The organism is Amycolatopsis sp. GM8, from assembly GCF_021653975.1.
Classification (GTDB): Bacteria; Actinomycetota; Actinomycetes; order Mycobacteriales; family Pseudonocardiaceae; genus Amycolatopsis_E.
Window position 1 is genome coordinate 630,101 of sequence record NZ_JAJKFK010000004.1, and the last position, 18,662, is coordinate 648,762.

Consider the following 18,662-nt stretch of genomic DNA (forward strand, 5'->3'; position numbering starts at 1 on the left):
TCGGATAACGTCGAGCCGAGATCATCCGGCCCTGGGGGGGAGCAGGCCATGCGCAGGGGAATCGCCATCGTCGTGGCCGCCTTCGGTATCGGCGTCGTCGCCGCCTGCGGAAGCCCCACGGACAACCCTGCTCCTCCCCCACCCGTCACCGGATCCGCGTCCGATCCGGCGGGGCCGACATCCGCCTCGTCCCTGTCACGGCAACCATCGTCTGCTCGCTCGGGGCCCGCCACGAGCACGCGATCGCAGCCGTGGGTCCTCCCGGATCCCGCGCGGAAGTCGATCGAGGAAGAGACGCACGCCTCCTATACCAACCTCCAGAGCGTCATCAAAGGCTCGATCTCGGGCAGCTGCCCGAACCACACCCAGTGCGTGAACCTGGCGGTGCGCGTGGGCGATCCGGCGGAAGAGCCTGATGTCGACTGTTACGTCGAGAAGAACGTGATACCGAATCCGCTGCGCGAGCACGGCACCATCACGGTCGTCGTGAACAACCTCTGCGGCCCGGATCAGGAAACGTCGGCGAGTGCGACACCGTGAGCGGCTGAACCGGATCCGCCCGGGTCGCGGCAGTGCCCCGGAACCGGCGCCATTCCCCCGGGCCGCCAGGATTCTCGGCACCATCATCGCGCCGACGACACTGGTCACGGCACTGCTGTTCTATTTCGGTGCGAGGCACGCGAACTGGTTCTGCCGGCATTTCGGCGTCCATTACACGACTCTCGATTTCTCCCCGCAGGACTACCTCATCCGCAGTTCCGACGGTCTCTTCGTGCCGATGGCCGCGCTCGCGGTCACCGGTCTCGTCCTGCTGTGGGGTTTCCGGCTGCTTCGCAGGACACTGCGCCCACCGGCCTGGGACGCGACGCTGCGGGTGCTGACGCCGGTCACAGTGGGGCTCGGCGTCGTCCTCGCCGGTGCCGGGCTCGCCAACATCGCCGACCCGGCGCTGCTCTACGACTACCCCGGGCTGCCCGGGCTCGGGCTCGCCGCCGGGTTCGCCCTGTTCATGGTCGCCCAATGGCTGCACCGCGAACGCACCCACCAGCGGCGGCGAGCGGCCTTCGCCGCCCTCGAATCGGTGTGCACCTTCGTACTCATCAGCGTCGGCCTCTTCTGGGCCGTGAACGACTACTCCGCGGCGATCGGCGAACTCCGAGGGGCCCAGTACGAGCAGGCGTTGCCGACGATGCCCGACGCCGTGGTGCTCAGCAGTGAACCGCTGGGCATCGCGGCGCCGGGGATCACCGAAACCGCCTACCAGAGCGCCGACGGCAAGTCCCGGTTCCGCTACGACGGACTCGTCCTCGTGCTCGAGTCGGGCAACAAACTGTTCCTCCTGCCCAAAACCTGGACACCGGAGACCGGCGGGGCGATCGTGCTCGCCCGCACCGACTCCATCGAACTCGAGTTCAATCTCCCAGCGCCGGGCCGCTGACCAGGGCGTTCAGCCGACCGTGGGGCCCATGCCGAGGGACTGCGGCGTGCTCGCGTCGGGCGAGGGCTGGTGCAGGCCTTCGTCCAGGGGGCCGTATTCCGTCATCAGGGCGGGGCTGCCGCCCCATGGGGTTTGCTCCTCCGCGATCAGCGAATTGGTTGTCAGCAGCAGGCCCGCGACCGACGCGCCGTTCTGCAGGGCCGAACGGCAGACCCGCAACGGGTCGATGATGCCCATCTCGATCATGTTCCCGTAGCGGTCGAGCAGGGCGTCGAAACCGTCGTCATCGCCGAGGCGGCGAACCTGCTCGACGACCTCCTGCGCCGGGTATCCGGCGTTCATCGCGATCAGGAACGCGGGCTCGCTCAGCGCCCGCCGCACGATGTCGGCGCCCGTCGCGTAGTCGCCGTCGAGGCCATGGCCGGCGAGCACCTTTTCCGCGTGCAGCAAGGCCGCGCCACCGCCGGCGACGATGCCTTCCGCCATGGCCGCGCGGGTCGCCGACAGCGCGTCCTCGACCCGGTGCTGCAACTCCTTCAGCTCGGCCGGAGTGGCGGCGCCGACCCGGATCAGCGCGACCTTCCCGGTCAGCGCGCCGATCCGTTCGGTCAGCACGTCCTCGTCGATGCCGAACTGGGCCCGCTCGAGCTCCGCGCGCAGCTGGTTCACCCGGAACTCGATATCGGAAGACGTACCGGACCCGCCGACGATCGTGGTCATGTTCTCGGTCACCCGGACCTGCTTGGCGCGGCCGAGATGCTCCAGTGTCATCGTCTCCATGCTGAACCCGGAGTGTCGCGAAAGGACAGACCCGCCGACCACCGCGGCCAGGTCCTCCAGCTTGTGCAGCCGCCGGTCCCCGAAGCCGGGCGCGCGCACCGCGACCGACTGGAACGTGCCGTTGACGTGGTTGTGCACCAACATCGACAGCGCCGAACCCTCGACGGTCTCGGCGATCAGCACCAGCGGCCGCGGCGCCCGCATGATCTTGTCCAGCACCGGCATCAGCTGCTGGACACTCGTCACCTTCTCCGCGCACATCAGGATGTACGGGTCGTCGAGCACGGCCTCCAGCCGGCCCGGATCCGTGACCAGGTAAGGCGAAAGGTAGCCGTTGTCGAACTCGAAGCCCTCGACGAAGTCCACCCCCATCCCGATCCCCGGCGACTCCTCGACGGTCACCACACCACCGTCGCCGACGGTGTGCAGCGCCTTGGCGATCACGGCGCCGACCGCGTCGTCGTCGTTCGCGGAGATCGCGGCGACCCGCGCGTAGTCCTGTTCGGACACCACCGGGTGCGCCGCCTTCTCCAGGTGCTCCACCAGCCGGCCCACCGCGAAATCGATGCCGCGCTTGACCAGCACGGGATTCCCGCCACCGCCGATGGCTTTCATCCCCTCGCGCACGATGGCCTGTGCGATCACCGTCGCCGTGGTGGTGCCGTCACCCACGACATCATTCGTCTTGATCGCCGCTTCCTTGACCAGCTGCGCCCCCATGTTCTCGAACTGGTTCTTCAGATGGATCTCGCGCGCGATGGTGACCCCGTCATTGGTCACCACGGGCGAGCCGGTGATCTTCTCGATGATCACGTTGCGTCCCTTGGGACCCAGCGTGGACTTGACCGCCTCCGCGAGCTTGTCCACACCGGACAGCAGCAGATCGCGGGCTTCCGAGCCGAAACGCAGTTCCTTGGCCATCGTGCTCCTCCAGCTCAGGGGGTGAGAATCGCGCGGCCGCGGACGCGGCCGGCGTCGAGATCGGCCAGCGCGTCGAGCGCGGCATCCAGCGGGTACTTCCTGGTGTGCAGGGTGACCTTCCCCGCTTGCGCCAGCACCATCAGCTCGACGAGGTCGTTGTAGGTGCCGACCAGGTTCCCCACCACGTTGCGCTCGGTGGAGATGATGTCGATGGTCGGGATGTCGATGTTGCTGCCGTACCCGATCACGTAGTGCGAACCGTTCCGGCGCGTCATCGCGAACGCGTCCTGCTGCGCGCCCTGCTCGGCGACGAAGTCGAGCACGACCTCGGCCCCGTTGCCCCCGGTCAGGTCCAGCACCGCGTCGACGTGTTTGCCGTCCGCCAGCACGGTTTCGTCCGCGCCCAGCTCTTCAGCGAGCTTCAGCGCGTCCGCGTTCCGGTCCACCACCACGATCTTCGTCGCGGTAAGCGCTTTCAGGGACTGGATGCCGATGTGCCCCAGCCCGCCGGCGCCGTTCACGACACATACCGTGCCGGGGTACAGCAGCGGCACCGCCTTACGCACCGCGTGGTAGGCGGTGATGCCCGCGTCCGCGAGCGCCGCCACGTCGGCCGGCTGCGTGCTGGGGTCGAGCTTGATGCACGCCCGCGCCGAGGTGAGCAGGTACTCGGCCATCCCGCCGTCGGTGTCGATGCCGGGGAACTTGCTGCTCTCACAGTGCATGTCGTTGCCGGCCCGGCACGCGTGGCACAGCCCGCAGGTCGGCGTCGGGTGCAGGATGACCGTGTCGCCGACCTCCACATTGGACACTCCAGGGCCGACCGCGTGCACCCAGCCCGCGTTCTCGTGCCCGATCGTGTAGGGCAGCGCGACGCCGGACTTGTCGGCCCACTGCTCCTCGATGATGTGCAGGTCGGTCCGGCACACCCCGGCGCCGCCGATCTTGACGACCACGTCGAAGGGTTCCTTCGCGGCCGGCTCCGGCACCTGTTCGATCACGGGCTGCTGGTGGTACTTGTGCAGCCGGACGGCTTTCATCCCGTGCCCTCCTCCTTCTCGATCCCCGGATAGCGCACGCGCAACATCCCGCGGCACACCCCCGAGTTCGCCTCCATGCTCGTGCGGGTCAGCCGCGCGAACGCCAGGTGCCGCTTGGCGTTCCCGGCCGCCACCCCGGCGCCGCTGCCGGGGTCGATCAGCAGCGGATCACCATCGGCGGCGGGCAGGCCCAGCTCACGCCGGCGCGCGCGCAACCGCTCGATGTCCACAGTGGACGGAACTTCGCCGAGTGTCAGCCCGGGCAGGTCATCGGCGTCGAACCCGGCGGCCAGCACGGCCCGGCACACCCGGTCGGTCCCCGCCAGCACGGCTTTGCGCAGGAAGTCCGCGCGCAGCGAGTCGAGCTCGTCCGCCGCCTCGCCTTCGAACGATGCGACAAAACCGGAGCGCGCCGCGACACCCCGGTTGATGGCCTCGGCCGCGAAGTGGTCCTGCAGCACCACCTCCGTCTCCTCGATGCCGGGCACCGCGGCCACGGCGTCGTAGGCGTCGGCGACCATCAGGAACGCGAAGTTCGGCGCGCAGAAATACGTCGGCAGCCGCAACTCGACCTGGGCCCTGCCCGCGGCGACCTCGCACCGCGCGACAAAGCCCAGGTCGGTCAACGGCTCGTCCAGTTCGGGATCCCGTACGGTGGCCAGCGCCGACCACACCGAAGCGTGGTCGGCGCGGACATTCCTGTCGTGAATCGCCGTCATGAGTTCGGTACGCCGACCGGCTCGACCGCCTCCGGGGCATCCACCCGCATTTCCGGCGGGACTTCGATGTCGTACAGCCGGGCGGCGTTGAGCCCGAGGATCTTCTTCTTCTGCGCGGTCGTCAGCGGCGGGAAGTCCGACAGCTCGTCGTCGGCCGGCATGTTCCAGTCGACGAAACCCTCGACCTGCCACTTCGGTTCCCAGATCGCGTAGTCGGCGCCGAAGATCAGCTTGTCCTCGCCGAGCCAGAACATCAGCTCGCCCATGACCTTCGCGAAGAACTTCGGCCGGGCGTGCATCAGCCCGCCCACGACCACGGCGAGGCCCGCGTAGACGTTGCGCTCCTGCGTCGCCATGAAGCAGAAGTCCTCGATCCGCGGCAGGCCCACGTGCTCGACGATGAAGTTGAGCCCCTGGAAGTTGGTCGCGACGTGGTCCACATCGGACACATCGAACGCGTCCTTGTCCAGCGGCCAGATCGTCGGTCCCTTGTGGACATGGATGTTCTTGACACCCAGTTCCTCGCACTTTTCCAGGTACCGGGCCGCTTCCGGGTCCTTCAGGCTCCAGCCGCGCGAGTCGCCACGCCATTCGGCCGTGTAGAGCTTGACGCCCTTGCAGCCGTAGCGCTTGACCCGCTCCTCGAAGGCCCGCATGCCGGCGTCGCCTTCACGCGGGTCGAACGTGGTGTTCACCAGGAACTTGCCGGGATGCCGTTCGGCCATCGCGCCGTCGGTCTCGGTGGTGTTGAATCCCGTGGTGTACCACTGCCGCAGGTTCGTCGGCTGGAAGATCGCCTTGTCCACGTGCCCGACCTCGAACAGGTCGTGCATCATCAGCTCGTCGGAGTACTTCTGGAACCGGTCGATCGGCCAGTGCGTCTCCTTCGGGCCGAGCCCCTGGTAGGCATGGAAGCATTCGATCCAGCCCTTGGCGTATTCCTCTTGCCCAGGCACCCAGTTCTGCGGGCTCGCGTCCCAGAAGTGCGTGTGCGCGTCGACGACGAAGTACTTCTCGCCATCCTTTTCATACATTGAGGTTGTCCCCCTTTATCGGACGGGCTTGAGGTCGAAGTCGAGATACTCGGCCGCTTCCTCGGGATCGGCGAACATGATCGTGCGGTCGTCGAGGTGCACCATCCGGCCGTAGTGGGTGGACATGCTCTCCTCGAACTCCGCGGCGTTGAACCAGCCCTCCTCCTCGCCGGCCGCCTCGTCGACGTCGGCGTAGATGAGGTCGAAGCGCCCCTGGCCGTCGACGCGGATCATCGAGGGCAGGTGGGTGATCTTGACGTTGTCGAGACCGTCCAGCACCTCGGCGATGATGACGCCGACCTGGTTGTTCATCAGGGTGTAGCCGCACATGTGAGAGGCCGTGTTGTCGGACTTGAACGGGCTCTCGGCGGTCTTGAACGTGGTCACTGGTTCAGCTCCTTCGGTGCCTGCAGGCCGAGGTCGGACAGGATGCCGCTGAAGCGGCTCTTCACGCGGTCGAGACCGTCTTCGAACCGCGGGGGCTTGGCGTCGGGCTGCGACCACAGCGGCTGCAGCGTCCGTGCGGCGTGGATGCAGCGCGACACCCAGGTGCCCAGCCACTCGTGCAGCAGCTTCCGGTTGTGCTCGGCGAACTCCTTGTCGTCGACCAGCAGCTGGAACATCGCACGGGTGTAGCGCAGGTCCCGCTCGGCGAAGTCGAACTCCTCGGCGCCGACCAGGGTGGGTGTCACGAAGTCGCCGTTCGCCGGGGCCGCCTGCTGGACGAGGTTGCTGCGGAAAAGCTCCCCCACCAGCGGTTCGAACACGACGTTCGCGGCGAAGATCGCCTCGCACCAGTCGTCGATCCCGGTCAGCTGCTCCGCGACCTCGCGCACGCCCTGCCACGCCGGGTCGTCGTTCCACGTCGTGAGGTGCGCGGTGCCGTCGAAGTGGCTGATCTCTTCGGTCAGCGTCAGGTTGTACAGCGCCAGGTCCTGAGCCGCCCGGATCCGGTGCATGCTGTTCACCGAGATCGCGTTGTTGTGCATGTTGGTGGGCGCGCGCCGGTTGGCGTTGGCGAACAAGTACAGGCCGAGTCCGTGGTCCACGTGCATCCACGCGCCGACGTGCTGCGCGACGAAATTCGTCCAGTTGCGGTTCCACTGGTCGAACGCCTTGGACTGGCGCGCCGAGTCGATGTTCTGGTTCAGCTGGCGGACCACGTTGGCGTTGTACCGGTAGAGGGTGAGCTCCCATTCCTCGTTGGGGTCACGGAACTCGTGCCAGCCCAGCGCCGGCCAGTCGTAGCCCTTGCCGCCGGAACCGGGGAACCGCTCCGGGACCGGCCGGTCGGTGCCCCAGGCCTTGAGCTTCGTCCACTCCAGCGGGTAGCCGCCCCGGCCGTCGGAGAAGCCGTACAGCCAGCCCTGGGTGAGGTAGTGCCGCGGGTCCGGCTGGACCTCGACGGTGACGTCCTCGTAATGGCTCTGCTTGCGCTTGGCGGGGTTGAAGTAGTTGAACCGCCGTAGCTGCGAGTCCGGGAACTCCTTCGCGCCGGCTTCGGCGTCGGTGAAAACAGGCTGCGGCACGCTGCGTTGCGTGGTGGTCGACCCAGTTGTCGGAGCTGACATTTCGTTATCCCTCACCCGTTGTCGTGAACTTGTCGTAGAAGACGCGCTTGTCCGCCACGCCCAGTGCGGGCAGCAGTTCCAGCGCGGCCTCCACCATCGGTGGCGGCCCGCACACATACGCGTCGGCGCCGTCGAGATCGGCCTCACGCCGGCGCAGCACGTCGGTGATCAACCCGGTCTCGCCGTCCCAGTCCTCGCTGTCCGGTTCGGAAAGCGCAGGCACGTAACGGAAATCGGCGAGCTTCTCCTCGAGCGCGCGCAGTTCCTCCTCGAAGCAGAGGTCCTTGCGGCGGCGCGCGCCGTAGTAGAAGGTCGTCTTGCGGTCGATCCCGCGCTCGGCCATGGACCGCAGCAGCGCCAGGATCGGCGCCATCCCGGCGCCCCCGCCGACGAAGACGAGCCGCGCCTCCGGGTTGTCCCGCAAGGTGAACACCCCGAACGGCCCGGTCACCTCCAGCCGGTCCCCGGCCCGCAGCCGCGTGTCGAGGAAGTTCGAGAACAGCCCGTCCGGGTAGACCTTGATGACGAACTCGAGCCGCCCGCCTTCACGCGCGTTGGTGTTCGCCATCGAGAACGACCGGGTCTCCTCGGTGCCGGGCACCGAGAAATCGAGGTACTGGCCGGGAAAGAACTTCAGCGTTTCCGGTTCCACCAGGCGCACGACCAGATGCCGCATGTCGTGCGTGACGTGGTCGTTGGAGACCACCTCGACGACCGCCTCCTGGATCGGGAGTCCGGAATGGATCATCTCCTCGTCGTAGTTGAGCAGTTCGATGGTCAGGTCCTCGTACGCGTGCGCCCGGCACAGGAGCGTGTACCCCTCGTCCTTCTCGAAATCGGGCAACGCGAACGTGGAGTACCGGTCGTGCTCCACGTCGTCACCGTCGAGGATGAAGGACTTGCAGGAGGCGCACTGGCCCTCCTTGCATCCGTGCATGAGCATGACGCCCTGCTCGGCGGCGGCCCGCAGGATCGTCTGATCCTCGTCCACCTCGATCTCGATCCCCACGGGCTCGAACCGCACCACATGCTTGTCCGCCAACGGGATTTCCTCCATCCGCCAGGCAGCTGGGTTCAGCGGGGCGAACGCGTCGTTCGGCTCCCTCTTTCCGGCCGAACGACGCGTTCGGCTCGCTCGCGACAGTCGGCGGTTACCGGGTGGCCGGTGCCGGGCGGCCCGCCGGGCCCTGGCGGTTGTAGTCGGCGACGAAGGCGGCCCGCTCGTCGTCGCTCATCTGGTTCAGCAGCACGTTCGGGCTCTGCACCTCGGGCATGCGGCGCAGGTGGTCCAGCGTCCACATCTTCTTCGGGTTCAGGTCCAGGTGCGGCTGGGCGACCATGGTCTTGCCGTCGTCGCGGACGAAGCCCATGTCGGTCACCACGTCGGCCCAGTTCCAGCCGTGGTACAGGGTCTCCCACTCACGGGACCCGATGAGCTGGCCCATGTTCGGGGTGTTGCGGCCCTGATACGTCGGCCGGAACGCCTCGGCGTCGGTCCAGCGGCAGGCCTCGTGGCAGTAGGTCCGCCACTGCCCGTCCACCTTCTGCACGACCATGTCCTCGCGGACCAGGCACGGCACCATGCACGTCCAGCAGCGGTGCGGGTACACGTAGTCGACGTCCTCGGCGACGATCGGGTGGTGTCCATTGGGGACGGACAGCCGGTTGTAGTTCTCCCACCACTTGCCGTAGCGGTCGTACCAACCCGGGTACTTGAACTCGAACCACTCGAAGTCCTTGTCCGTCATCGGGTCGATCCGCCAGTAGTTGGCGAGCCAGCCGGTGGCGAAGAACTGGGCGACCTCGTGCACGTAGCCCTTGTTCCAGATCTGGTTCCAGGCTTCCTCGATCAGGTCGTGCGGGATGACCAGACCGTACTTCTCCAGTGGCACCAGGTAGCTGCGGTAGTAGTCGTCGTAGATCCAGCGGCGCCACATCTCCGCGTAGCTCTCGCGGTCCTTGCGGCGGTCCTTCGTGCCGTACTCGATGAAGGTGCCGATCGCGGCGTCGACCACCCGGTGGTTGTTCCACCACGCGTAGCGCAGGTCGCGCTCGAGCAACTGGTGGTTGCTCTCGTCGGACAGCGCCATCAGCAGGGTCGCGTACCCGTTGGAGATGTGCCGCGACTCGTCGGACTGCACCGAGTGGAACACCGTCGGCAGCAGGTAGTCGCCGTTGGCGGCGGCCTCGGCCGGCATCGCCACGAACAGCGTGTTCGTGAACGCGGTCTCGGCGACGATCGTCAGGTAGATGCTCGCCGCGGTGATCGCGTCACCGGTGATGAAGCCTTCCGCGAACTGGCGGCCGATGGTGCCGCAGTAGTCGTTCTGGAAGTTGCGCAGGCTCGAGTTGAAGCCCGCCGGGTCGATGTAGTTGTTCATGTACAGGCGCTTGAGGTTCTGCTGGATCGTCGAGTGGCGGACCTCGTCGATCATCTGGATCGCCTGGCCGTTGTGCAGTTCCGGGTTGGGCACCGTGCGGAACAGCAGCGGCATTGCGCGCGCGGCCGAGATCTCGGGCAGCGGGATGATCGACAGGAACAGCTTCTGCCACTCCAGCCAGCGCTCCTGCACCTGGCGGAACATGTTGCCGCGGATGGCACCGTCTTCGGCGCCGTACACGCGGTGGTCCTTCTCTTCCTGCATGGGGAAGTAGGACCGCAGGACCTGCTTCAACGGGTCCTTCTTCTTGGCCTTCTGGAACGTGTAATCCGTCCCATATTGGGATACCGGCTCGTGATAGGCCGGTTCCCAGGAAAGTTCCTGAATTTTCTGGTGGGCTTTCGCCACGCTCTGGCGGCTCATGTCGGCTCCTTACCCGTGGTCGCGGGCGAGTTCAGGTTCGGCGCGTGGGCACACGTCCTATGCCGAGAATTACAAGGCCGTACCGGCGTGACGCGGGTCTCAATATGAGACACCGTCCTCAGGGCTCGCCGAACATCCGCTCCCGCAGGTCGGCGAGCTGCTGGCGGGTGTTGTCGTGCACTCGCCCGTCCCCCTCGACGGTCGGCTGGACGCCGAGCGCGCGCAGCAGGGCGGCGGCGGGTTCACCCGGATGGCCACCGTCGCCGAGTTCGGGGTGCAGGCCCTGCTCCACCAAATGGTGAAAGACGACGTTGACGACGGTCCACGGGTTGTACGTCTCGTCGGTCATATGTCCATGAGACCGCTGCTCGCGACGGCCGGCGTGTCTCAATTTGAGACACGATCACGCGTCCGGTTGGCCTAGTGTTGTGACAGGCGACACAACGATGTGCCTGGAGGCCCAGTGGACCGTGCCATGACCGCCATCCTGCCCGATGACGAAGGCCTGGCCCTTACCCGGGAGCGGTTCCTCACCGCGGAGGCCGTGGAGCCGGACCAGGTTCGCGAGGCGATCCTGGCCTCATGGTGGCGCTCGCGCGAGTTCCACGTCCCGGCGGACCGGATCGATCTGCCCTACACCAGCGAACAGAACCTCGACACGCCGCTGATTCGTGGCGCCGCCCCTGTCCTGGAACGCCTCGGTGACCAGCTCGAAGGCCAGCCGATCAGCCTCATCCTCACCGATCCGTCCGGGATCGTGGTGAGCCAGCGGACCGGGGACACCGACCTGCACCGGCATCTGGAGCACGTCGAGCTGGTGCCCGGGTACAGCTACGGCGAGCAGTTCGTCGGCACCAACGGCATCGGCACCGCGCTGGAGGACGGCCGCCCCACCTACGTGTTCGGCCACGAGCACTACGCCGAGCACCTGGAGAACCTCGCCTGCGCCGGGGTGCCGATCCAGCACCCGATCACCGGCAAGACGATCGGCGCGGTCGACCTGACCTGCTGGCGCAAGGACGCCGGCGGGCTGCTGGTCGCGCTCGCGCGCACCACGGCCGAGCAGGTGCGCCAGGCCCTGCTGACCCACAGCAACCTGCGCGAGCTGGTGCTGTTCCAGTCGTACCTGCAGGCGTGCCGGCGCACCACGGGCATCGTGATGGCCTTCAACAAGGACATCGTGATGATGAACGACAGCGCGCGGCAGCTGCTCGCGCCGGCCGACCAGACGATGCTGCTGTCCCGGGCGAACCAGGAGCTGGCCGAGACCCGCCGCGCGACGGCGACGGTCACGATGTCCAGTGGCAACAAGGTGCGCATGGTCTGCCGCCGGGTCAAGGGGCACCGGGACGGCGACATCGCCGGCGGGGTGCTGACGGTGAAGCTCATCGATACCGACGACAACGCCCCCGCGCCCTCGTCGACGCCGATGCTGCCGATGTTCCTGCCGGGTGTGGTCGGCTCGGCGACACCGTGGCTGCAGGCGAGTCACGAGGTGGACCGCGGTTTCAGCCGGGGCGAGTGGCTCGTGCTCGCGGGTGAGCCGGGCACCGGCAAGTTCACCCTCGCGCGTGGCGTGCACCAGCGGCGCAACCCGGCCGGGCGGCTGCACGTCCTCGACGCCGCGCGGGTGACCCCGGACTGGCCGGAGGATCTGCGCCGCGAGCTGGTCGAGGACCCGGTGGACGCGCTGGTGATCCGGCACGTCGACCGCCTCGCGGGCCCCGACGTGCGGACGCTGGTCTCGGTGCTGGCAGAGGCGCCGCGCAGCACCTGGGTGACGGTCACGCTGACCGCCGACACGGACGCCGATCCCGGGCTGCTGGCGCTGTTCCCGCGCACCGTGGCCGTGCCACCGCTGCGGCGGCACGCCGAGGACGTGGCCGATCTGGTGCCGCTGTTCCTGTCCCGGCTCGCCGGCGGCGGGCAGCTGACCTGCTCCCCCGCCGCGCTGCACCTGCTGATGCGGGCGAGCTGGCCGGGCAATGTCACGCAGCTCTACCGGGTGCTCAAGCAGATCACGAAACGCCGGCGCACCGGCACGATCGTGCCGACCGACCTGCCCGCCGAGTACCACGCGCTCACCCGCCGCCCGCTGAACCGGTACGAGACGGTGGAGCGGGACGCCATCGTCCGCGGCCTGGAGGACGCCGACGGCAACAAGGTGCGCGCGGCGAAGCTGCTCGGCATCTCGCGGGCGACCATCTACCGCAAGATCCACGAGTACGGGATCGTCACCGCCGACCGCTAGCGCGTGGCGAATGTCGAACTCGGCGTCCCGAGTGTCGGACTCGACGTCGTGAGCGTCGGACTCGCGGTCCTGAACGGGGACTTGGTCCGGTTTCGGGGTGACGCGGGTTACCGTAGGTGCCCGGCGGGGAATGTGGCGTAGCCGCGGGGGCTTGGATGAGGGCATGCCGTTGTGAGGGAGGGGTATGCCCGCGGTCCGGAGTCTCCGGCTGGTGATGGTGGTGCTCGCGTTCTCGTGTGGCGCGACCGTCGCGAACCTGTACTATCCGCAGCCGCTGCTCGGCGAGATCGCCTCGGCGTTCTCGGTGAGCCAGGGCGCGGCGGCGCTCGTGGTGACCCTGACCCAGCTCGGCTACGCCGCCGGGATCGTGCTGCTGATGCCGCTCGGCGACCTGCTGGAGAACCGCAAGCTCGCCACCCGCACGCTCGTGTTCACCACGATCGCGCTCGTCATCGCCGGCGTCTCCCCGGTGTTCGGGCTGTTCCTCGCCGCGTCCGTGCTGATCGGGCTGACCTCGGTGGTCGCCCAGATCCTCATCCCGTTCGCCGCGCATCTCGCCCCGGAGGAGCAGCGCGGCCGGTTCGTCGGGACCGTGATGACCGGGCTGCTGCTGGGAATCCTGCTCGCCCGCACCGTGTCCAGCTTCGTCGCCGGCGCTGCGGGCTGGCGCACCATCTACCTCGTTTCGGCCGCCCTCATGCTGCTGGTCGCGATCGCCATCCGGCGCGTCCTGCCGCAGCGCGAGCCGCCGCACCGGGTGCGCTATCCGCATCTGATGCGGTCCGTGCTCACGCTCGCCCGCGAGGAACCGGCGCTGCGGCGGCGCGCGGTGTGCCAGGCGCTGATGTTCGGCGCGTTCAGCGCGTTCTGGACCGCGGTCGCGTTCGAGCTCGCCGGCGCGCACGGGTTGTCCCAGACCGGGATCGGCGTGTTCGCGCTCGTCGGTGCCGCCGGGGCGGCGGCCGCGCCGCTGGCGGGACGGCTCGGCGACCGCGGGTACGGGCAGATCGGCAGCGGCGCGGCGCTCGCGCTCGGTGCGGCCGCGATGGTCCTCGCGGACCTCGGCGCGCACAGCATCGTGCTGCTCGCGGTCGCCGGCGTGCTGCTGGACCTGGCCGTGCAGGGGCATCAGGTGCTGAGCCAGCAGGAGATCTACGGCCTGCGGGCCGACGCGCGCGCCCGGATCAACACCGTCTTCATGACCACGATCTTCGTCGGCGGCGCCATCGCCTCGGCCGTCGCCGGCTCGCTCTACGACTCCGTGGGCTGGACCGGCTCCAGCCTGTTCGGTGCCGCGCTTCCCTTGGCAGGGCTGGGCATCTGGGCCTACTCCCGGGTACGGGCCCGGCGCCGCGGCGTCGCCGTGCCGGCCGCACACTGATCCCCGCGGTAAACATGAAAGCGGTTCAGGTGAGTAGGATGAAGATCAACAAGGGAGGGCGCCCTGGTGATCGGTCATGACGAAGCACTGCGCGCGGTCGAGAGCAGCCTCGACCGGCCGTCCGCCGCGCGGGTCTACGACTACTTCCTCGGCGGGGACACCAACTACGCGATCGACCGCGAGTTCGCGCACAAGCTCCGCGAGCGGGTGCCGCTGATCGGGCAGTACATGCGGACCAGCCGCCAGTTCCTCGGCCGCGCCGTGCGGCACTGCGCGCAGCTGGGCGTCACGCAGTTCGTCGACATCGGCTCCGGCCTGCCGACCGCGGGCAACGTGCACGACGTCGCCGACGAGGCCCGCCCGCAGCTGGACACGCGCGTGGTCTACATCGACAACGAGCCGGTCGCGCTCGCGCACTCGACGCTGCTGCTCGCCGACAGCGCCGACCCGGACCGCCACTGCGCGATCGCCGGCGACATGCTCAAGCCGGACGAACTGTGGGAGCTCGTCCGCGGCACCGGCGTCATCGATCTGCGGCAGCCGGTGGCGCTCGTGGTGAACGCGGTGCTGCACTTCATCAAGGACGACGCCGATCCCGACTCGATCCTCGCGGCCTACCGGGAAATGCTGGCGCCGGGTTCGCTGCTCGTGCTGTCGCAGATGACGAACGAGAACCCGCGCAGCGACGAGGAACGCCAGGCGCTGACCGATCTCGTGGCCTACTACGAGCACACGACGAACCCCGGGCAGTTGCGCACGACCGACGAGTTCGCCCGCTTCTTCGGCGACTGGGAACTGCTGGAGCCGGGCCTGGTCTACGCCCCCGCATGGCACCCGGACGGGCACACGGTGTTCTCCGCCGCGCCGTCGGAATCGCGCGTGATCGGTGGCGTGGCAAGGAAACCCGCGCCCTGAGCAGTCGCCGGGCCGTCAGTCGGGCAGCAGCGGCACCGTCGGGCCTTCGGCCCGCCCGAGGAGCATAGCGCGGGTGACCGAGGTCGCGCCGAACCGGGCGCGCACCTCGTCGAGGGTCGCGTCCAGCGCGCCGGGGTCCACGTCGTCGAACGGGAGCATCAGCTGGACCGCCCCGTCATCGTCCAAATTGGACAGTGCGAGGCCGATCAGGGTGAGTCCGTCGTTCTCGATCATGGTGCGGGCGGCAGTGAGCAGACCCCGTGCGGTGGACAGGATCGTGGCGGTGTGGGCCGTCGGCTCGCGCAGCGTGCGCGACCGGGTGGCGCGGCTGAAATCGGCGAACCGCAGCCGCAGTGTGACCGTGCGGCAGACCCGTTTCGCCGCGCGCAGCCGCCGCGCCAGCCGGTCGGTCAGCCCGGCCAGCACCGCGTCCAGCTCCTCCGGCGACCGGCGGCGGCGCCCCAGCGCGCGCTGCGCGCCCATCGACCGGCGGCGCCGCCCGACCTGCACCGGGCGGGGATCCCGGTTGTGCGCCAAGGCATGCAGGTGCCGTCCGGCGCCACGGCCGAGCATCGACACCAGCGTGGCCTCCCCCAGCCGCGCGACCTCGCCGACCGTCATCACGCCGCGGCGGCGCAGCTTGCCCGCGGTCACCTGGCCGACGCCCCAGAGCCTCTCGACCGGCAGCGGGTGCAGGAACGCCAGCTCCCCGTCGTGCGGCACGACGAGCAGGCCGTCGGGCTTCGCGACACCGCTGGCCACCTTCGCCAGGAACTTGGTGCGCGCGACGCCGACCGTGATCGGCAGGCCGACCTCCTCGGCGACCGCGCGCCGCAGCGCCGCGGCGATCCGGCTGGGTGTACCGGAGATCCGGGCGAGCCCGCCGACGTCGAGGAACGCCTCGTCGATCGACAATCCCTCGACGAGCGGGCTGGTCCGCTCGAACACGCCGAACACCGCCTTGCTCGCCTCGGCGTACGCCGACATGCGCGGCGGCACCACGATCGCCTGCGGGCACAGCATGCGCGCCAGACCACCGGTCATCGCCGTGCGCACGCCGAAGGCCTTGGCCTCGTAGCTGGCGGCCAGCACCACGCCGCCGCCCACGATGACGGGGCGGCCACGCAGCGACGCGTCGTCCCGCTGCTCGACCGACGCATAGAACGAGTCGAGATCGGCGTGCAGGATCGGACCCTCATTCGACACGAACATATGTTCGCATACGCCACCGACAATCCGAGGGCTTTGGACCCTAGTCCGGTCCCCGCGCCGAAAGTCATCCTCATGTCGGTCACGACCTGAGAGGGAGGGCGCGACCTCGGCCCTACGGTCTCCCCATGGTCCGGGTTTCCGAAGGCCACCGGCCTGGTCCGCCACGTCTCGGGCGGACCATGCCGGATCGCCCCATCCGGCGGTTTTTCGCCCGGGTTGAAGGCAACCTCTTTCATCCCGGCGCGCCACGCGGGTATCACATGATCATGGACATTCTCACGCCGCGGCGACCGAGCCCACTGGAGACCGAACCCTTAGAGCCGACCGAACCCGCCGAGCCGCTCTACGAGGACACGGAGTTCGAGCCGACGATCGTGCGTGGCCGCGAGTGAGGTTATGACGATCGTCATGGCGCCCGGCCCGGGCTTGTGCTCTACTGGATTCTATGACACCTGTCATGACCGCCGCGACCCCGGACGCCGTCGAGCGGATCCTGCTGGCGTGCTCGCCGCGGAGCTTGGGCCTGCGCTTCTTCCTCGGCGGCACGCCGGACCCGGCCGACGTCTGGCGCCGCTACCGGAAGTACCTGCTCGGCGGCGAGACGCTGCTGGCCTGGGCCGGCGATGCACCGGCGGGCCTGCTCAACCTCGTGCCCGAGACGCCTGAGGTGGCCGAGCTGGGCGTGCTGGTCGCCGACCCGTGGCAGCGCAAGGGCATCGGACGCGGCCTCGTGGAGACGGTATGGCGATCCGGGCGCTGGGCCGGGCGGACGGTGCACGCCACGGTGCGGGCCGACAACCGCGCGGCGCTGGGTTTCCTGGCGCAGCAAGGGTTCCGCTACCTCTCGACCGCCGACGGCGCGCACGAGTTCGAACGGTGCCTGCCGGTCGCCGGTATCATGACAGCCGTCATGGAGGAGGTGGCCTGATGGTCAAGTCGCCGCGCGAGCGGATGGTGTTCAGCGCCGCGCAGCTGATCAGGGCGCAGGGGGTGAGCGGGACCGGGATGCGCGAGGTCGTCCAGCACGCCGAGGCGCCCCGCGGTTCGCTGCAGCACTACTTCCCCGGCGGCAAGGAGCAGCTCGTCGACGAGGCGCTCAGGTGGTCGGGGTCTTACGCGGCGCGCAAGACCCGCAGGTACGCCGAGTCCCTCGACGAGCCGAGACCCGGCGGGCTGTTCGCCGCGATGGTCGGGGGGTGGCGCGACGAGTTCACCAAGGCCGGGTACGCCGCGGGCTGCCCGCTGGTCGCCTCGACGGCCGACACCGCGGCCGCCAGCGAACGGCTGCGCGGCGCGGTCAGCGCGGCCTTCGAAACCTGGCAGGCGCCGGTCTCCGAGGAGCTGCATCGAATGGGCGTCCCGGAGCCGCGTTGCACCTCCCTCGCCCTGCTCATGATCAGCGCGCTGGAGGGCGCCATCGTGCTCGCCCGCGCCCACCACGACCTGGCCCCGCTGGACGCGGTCGCCACCGAACTCGCACCCCTGCTGGACGCGGCCGTCGCCACCTGATCGTTTCCCACTCAATGGAATTCCGGACAGTGTTCGTTCGTTGAACGAACCGGATGCACCGGAAGGGGGTGATGATCATGGCGAGAAGGATCGAACGCACCGAAGAGCCCGATTCCGTGCGCGTCTACCTGGACGCGATCGGGGCGATCCCGTTGCTGACGGCGACCGAGGAGGTCGACCTGGCCAAGAGGATCGAAGCCGGGGTGTACGCCGCGGAACTGCTGCGCCGGGCCGACGCCGGTGAGCAGGAGCCGGCCGCCGACCGGCGGGACCTGGAACTCCTCGCGCGCGACGGCGCCCGCGCGAAGGACCACATGATCAAGGCGAACCTGCGCCTCGTGGTGTCCGCCGCGCGCAAGCGGCGCGAGCGGACGATGCCACTGCTGGACCTGGTACAGGAAGGCAACCTCGGGCTGATCCGCGCGGTCGAGAAGTTCGACTACGCCAAGGGCTACAAGTTCTCGACCTACGCCATGTGGTGGATCCGTCAGGCGATGCAACGCGGGATCGCGTTCAACAGCCGCGCGATCCGGGTGCCCGAGCACGCGAGTGACCAGCTCGCGAAGCTGGAGCGGGCCGAGACGGCGCTGCGCAAGGACACCGACCACGACCCGACGGTCGAGGAGCTGGCGAAGGCCGCCGAGCTGCCGCTGGCACGGGTGGTCGAGCTGAAGAGTGTCGCGCGGGTGACGACGAGTCTCGACGTGCCGATCGGTGATGGTGAGGTCGAGCTGGGTGACCTGATCGGCAGCAGCGAGGCCGACCCGGTCGGGGACGTGATCGTGCGCGACGCGACGAGCGAACTGCTCGACGAGGCACTGGACAGCCTGCCGCCGCTGGCGAAGAAGGTGATCTCGCTGCGGTACGGGCTGGACGACGGCCGTCAGCGCACGCTGCAGCAGGCCGCCGAGCAGGTCGGGGTGACCCGGGCCCAGGCACGGCGCCTGGAGCAGGAGGCCCTGACGGAGCTGCGCGCCCCGGACCGGCGCGAAGCGCTCCTCCCGGTCGCCGGCTGAGGCCTTGTCCGGATGACGCCCGTGGTCGTGACCACGGGCGTTTTTCGTATCGAAGAACTAGATTTCGGTTC

General features: G+C 68.8%; 19 protein-coding genes. 9 read left to right on the forward strand and 10 right to left on the reverse strand.

The genetic code is table 11. From position 1 onward, the window contains the following. The first annotated feature begins 48 nt into the window (after positions 1 to 48). Together LOZ83_RS21510 and LOZ83_RS21515 are read left to right on the forward strand one after the other, a co-directional pair. Entirely contained in the window at positions 49 to 540 is a 492-nt protein-coding gene (locus LOZ83_RS21510; RefSeq protein WP_236792832.1) for a hypothetical protein, read from the forward strand. After that, positions 527 to 1,438 carry a hypothetical protein gene (locus tag LOZ83_RS21515; protein WP_236792834.1) on the forward strand — a complete coding sequence of 304 codons (912 nt, stop codon included), beginning with the start codon at positions 527 to 529 and terminating at the stop codon, positions 1,436 to 1,438. The genes LOZ83_RS21510 and LOZ83_RS21515 overlap by 14 nt, the downstream gene beginning before the upstream one ends. A 9-nt stretch (positions 1,439 to 1,447) precedes the next feature. On the opposite strand, the gene groL is transcribed toward LOZ83_RS21515, so the two are convergent. The 9 genes from groL to LOZ83_RS21560 form a co-directional block, all read right to left on the reverse strand. Then, complete coding sequence (groL, locus tag LOZ83_RS21520) at positions 1,448 to 3,139, reverse strand: chaperonin GroEL (protein WP_236792836.1); 1,692 nt, start codon at positions 3,137 to 3,139, stop codon at positions 1,448 to 1,450. Between the two features lie 14 nt (positions 3,140 to 3,153). Next, complete coding sequence (locus tag LOZ83_RS21525) at positions 3,154 to 4,179, reverse strand: NAD(P)-dependent alcohol dehydrogenase (RefSeq protein WP_236792838.1); 1,026 nt, start codon at positions 4,177 to 4,179, stop codon at positions 3,154 to 3,156. After that, positions 4,176 to 4,898, reverse strand: coding sequence for an iron-sulfur cluster assembly protein (locus tag LOZ83_RS21530; protein WP_236792840.1), 723 nt, complete (start codon positions 4,896 to 4,898; stop codon positions 4,176 to 4,178). The genes LOZ83_RS21525 and LOZ83_RS21530 overlap by 4 nt, the downstream gene beginning before the upstream one ends. Next, on the reverse strand, positions 4,895 to 5,932 hold the full coding sequence (locus LOZ83_RS21535; RefSeq protein ID WP_236792842.1) for an amidohydrolase family protein: 1,038 nt from the start codon (positions 5,930 to 5,932) through the stop codon (positions 4,895 to 4,897). The genes LOZ83_RS21530 and LOZ83_RS21535 overlap by 4 nt, the downstream gene beginning before the upstream one ends. Before the next feature lie 15 nt (positions 5,933 to 5,947). Continuing rightward, a complete protein-coding gene (gene mimD, locus LOZ83_RS21540; protein ID WP_236792843.1) occupies positions 5,948 to 6,319 on the reverse strand; it encodes a propane 2-monooxygenase effector subunit MimD in 372 nt (123 codons plus the stop codon). After that, on the reverse strand, positions 6,316 to 7,503 hold the full coding sequence (locus LOZ83_RS21545) for a toluene hydroxylase (RefSeq protein ID WP_236792845.1): 1,188 nt from the start codon (positions 7,501 to 7,503) through the stop codon (positions 6,316 to 6,318). Before LOZ83_RS21545 ends, mimD begins: the two co-directional genes overlap by 4 nt. Before the next feature lie 4 nt (positions 7,504 to 7,507). Next, positions 7,508 to 8,545 carry an NADH:ubiquinone reductase (Na(+)-transporting) subunit F gene (locus LOZ83_RS21550; RefSeq protein ID WP_236792847.1) on the reverse strand — a complete coding sequence of 346 codons (1,038 nt, stop codon included), beginning with the start codon at positions 8,543 to 8,545 and terminating at the stop codon, positions 7,508 to 7,510. Between the two features lie 109 nt (positions 8,546 to 8,654). Beyond that, complete coding sequence (locus LOZ83_RS21555) at positions 8,655 to 10,307, reverse strand: methane monooxygenase (protein WP_236792849.1); 1,653 nt, start codon at positions 10,305 to 10,307, stop codon at positions 8,655 to 8,657. 118 nt (positions 10,308 to 10,425) lie between these two features. Then, a complete protein-coding gene (locus tag LOZ83_RS21560; protein ID WP_236792851.1) occupies positions 10,426 to 10,656 on the reverse strand; it encodes a hypothetical protein in 231 nt (76 codons plus the stop codon). 126 nt (positions 10,657 to 10,782) lie between these two features. Here LOZ83_RS21560 and LOZ83_RS21565 point away from each other — a divergent pair, with 126 nt between their 5' ends. The 3 genes from LOZ83_RS21565 to LOZ83_RS21575 all read left to right on the forward strand — a co-directional run bounded on the left by LOZ83_RS21565 (position 10,783) and on the right by LOZ83_RS21575 (position 14,854). Next, a complete protein-coding gene (locus LOZ83_RS21565; RefSeq protein ID WP_236792853.1) occupies positions 10,783 to 12,558 on the forward strand; it encodes a sigma-54-dependent Fis family transcriptional regulator in 1,776 nt (591 codons plus the stop codon). 184 nt (positions 12,559 to 12,742) lie between these two features. Further along, positions 12,743 to 13,939, forward strand: coding sequence for an MFS transporter (locus LOZ83_RS21570; RefSeq protein ID WP_236792855.1), 1,197 nt, complete (start codon positions 12,743 to 12,745; stop codon positions 13,937 to 13,939). Between the two features lie 66 nt (positions 13,940 to 14,005). Continuing rightward, a complete protein-coding gene (locus LOZ83_RS21575; protein ID WP_236792857.1) occupies positions 14,006 to 14,854 on the forward strand; it encodes an SAM-dependent methyltransferase in 849 nt (282 codons plus the stop codon). A gap of 15 nt (positions 14,855 to 14,869) precedes the next feature. Here the strand turns inward: LOZ83_RS21575 and dinB are convergent, their stop codons facing one another. After that, positions 14,870 to 16,066, reverse strand: a complete 1,197-nt coding sequence (dinB, locus tag LOZ83_RS21580) for a DNA polymerase IV (protein ID WP_236792859.1) — start codon at positions 16,064 to 16,066, stop codon at positions 14,870 to 14,872. A gap of 266 nt (positions 16,067 to 16,332) precedes the next feature. Between dinB and LOZ83_RS39915 the strand changes: the two genes are divergently transcribed. The 4 genes from LOZ83_RS39915 to LOZ83_RS21595 all read left to right on the forward strand — a co-directional run bounded on the left by LOZ83_RS39915 (position 16,333) and on the right by LOZ83_RS21595 (position 18,591). Next, a complete protein-coding gene (locus LOZ83_RS39915; protein WP_255824513.1) occupies positions 16,333 to 16,458 on the forward strand; it encodes a hypothetical protein in 126 nt (41 codons plus the stop codon). Positions 16,459 to 16,523: 65 nt separating this feature from the next. Next, complete coding sequence (locus tag LOZ83_RS21585; protein ID WP_236792861.1) at positions 16,524 to 16,994, forward strand: GNAT family N-acetyltransferase; 471 nt, start codon at positions 16,524 to 16,526, stop codon at positions 16,992 to 16,994. Further along, on the forward strand, positions 16,994 to 17,575 hold the full coding sequence (locus LOZ83_RS21590) for a TetR/AcrR family transcriptional regulator (RefSeq protein ID WP_236792862.1): 582 nt from the start codon (positions 16,994 to 16,996) through the stop codon (positions 17,573 to 17,575). The genes LOZ83_RS21585 and LOZ83_RS21590 overlap by 1 nt, the downstream gene beginning before the upstream one ends. A gap of 77 nt (positions 17,576 to 17,652) precedes the next feature. After that, complete coding sequence (locus LOZ83_RS21595; RefSeq protein ID WP_236792864.1) at positions 17,653 to 18,591, forward strand: RNA polymerase sigma factor RpoD/SigA; 939 nt, start codon at positions 17,653 to 17,655, stop codon at positions 18,589 to 18,591. Positions 18,592 to 18,662: the final 71 nt, after the last annotated feature.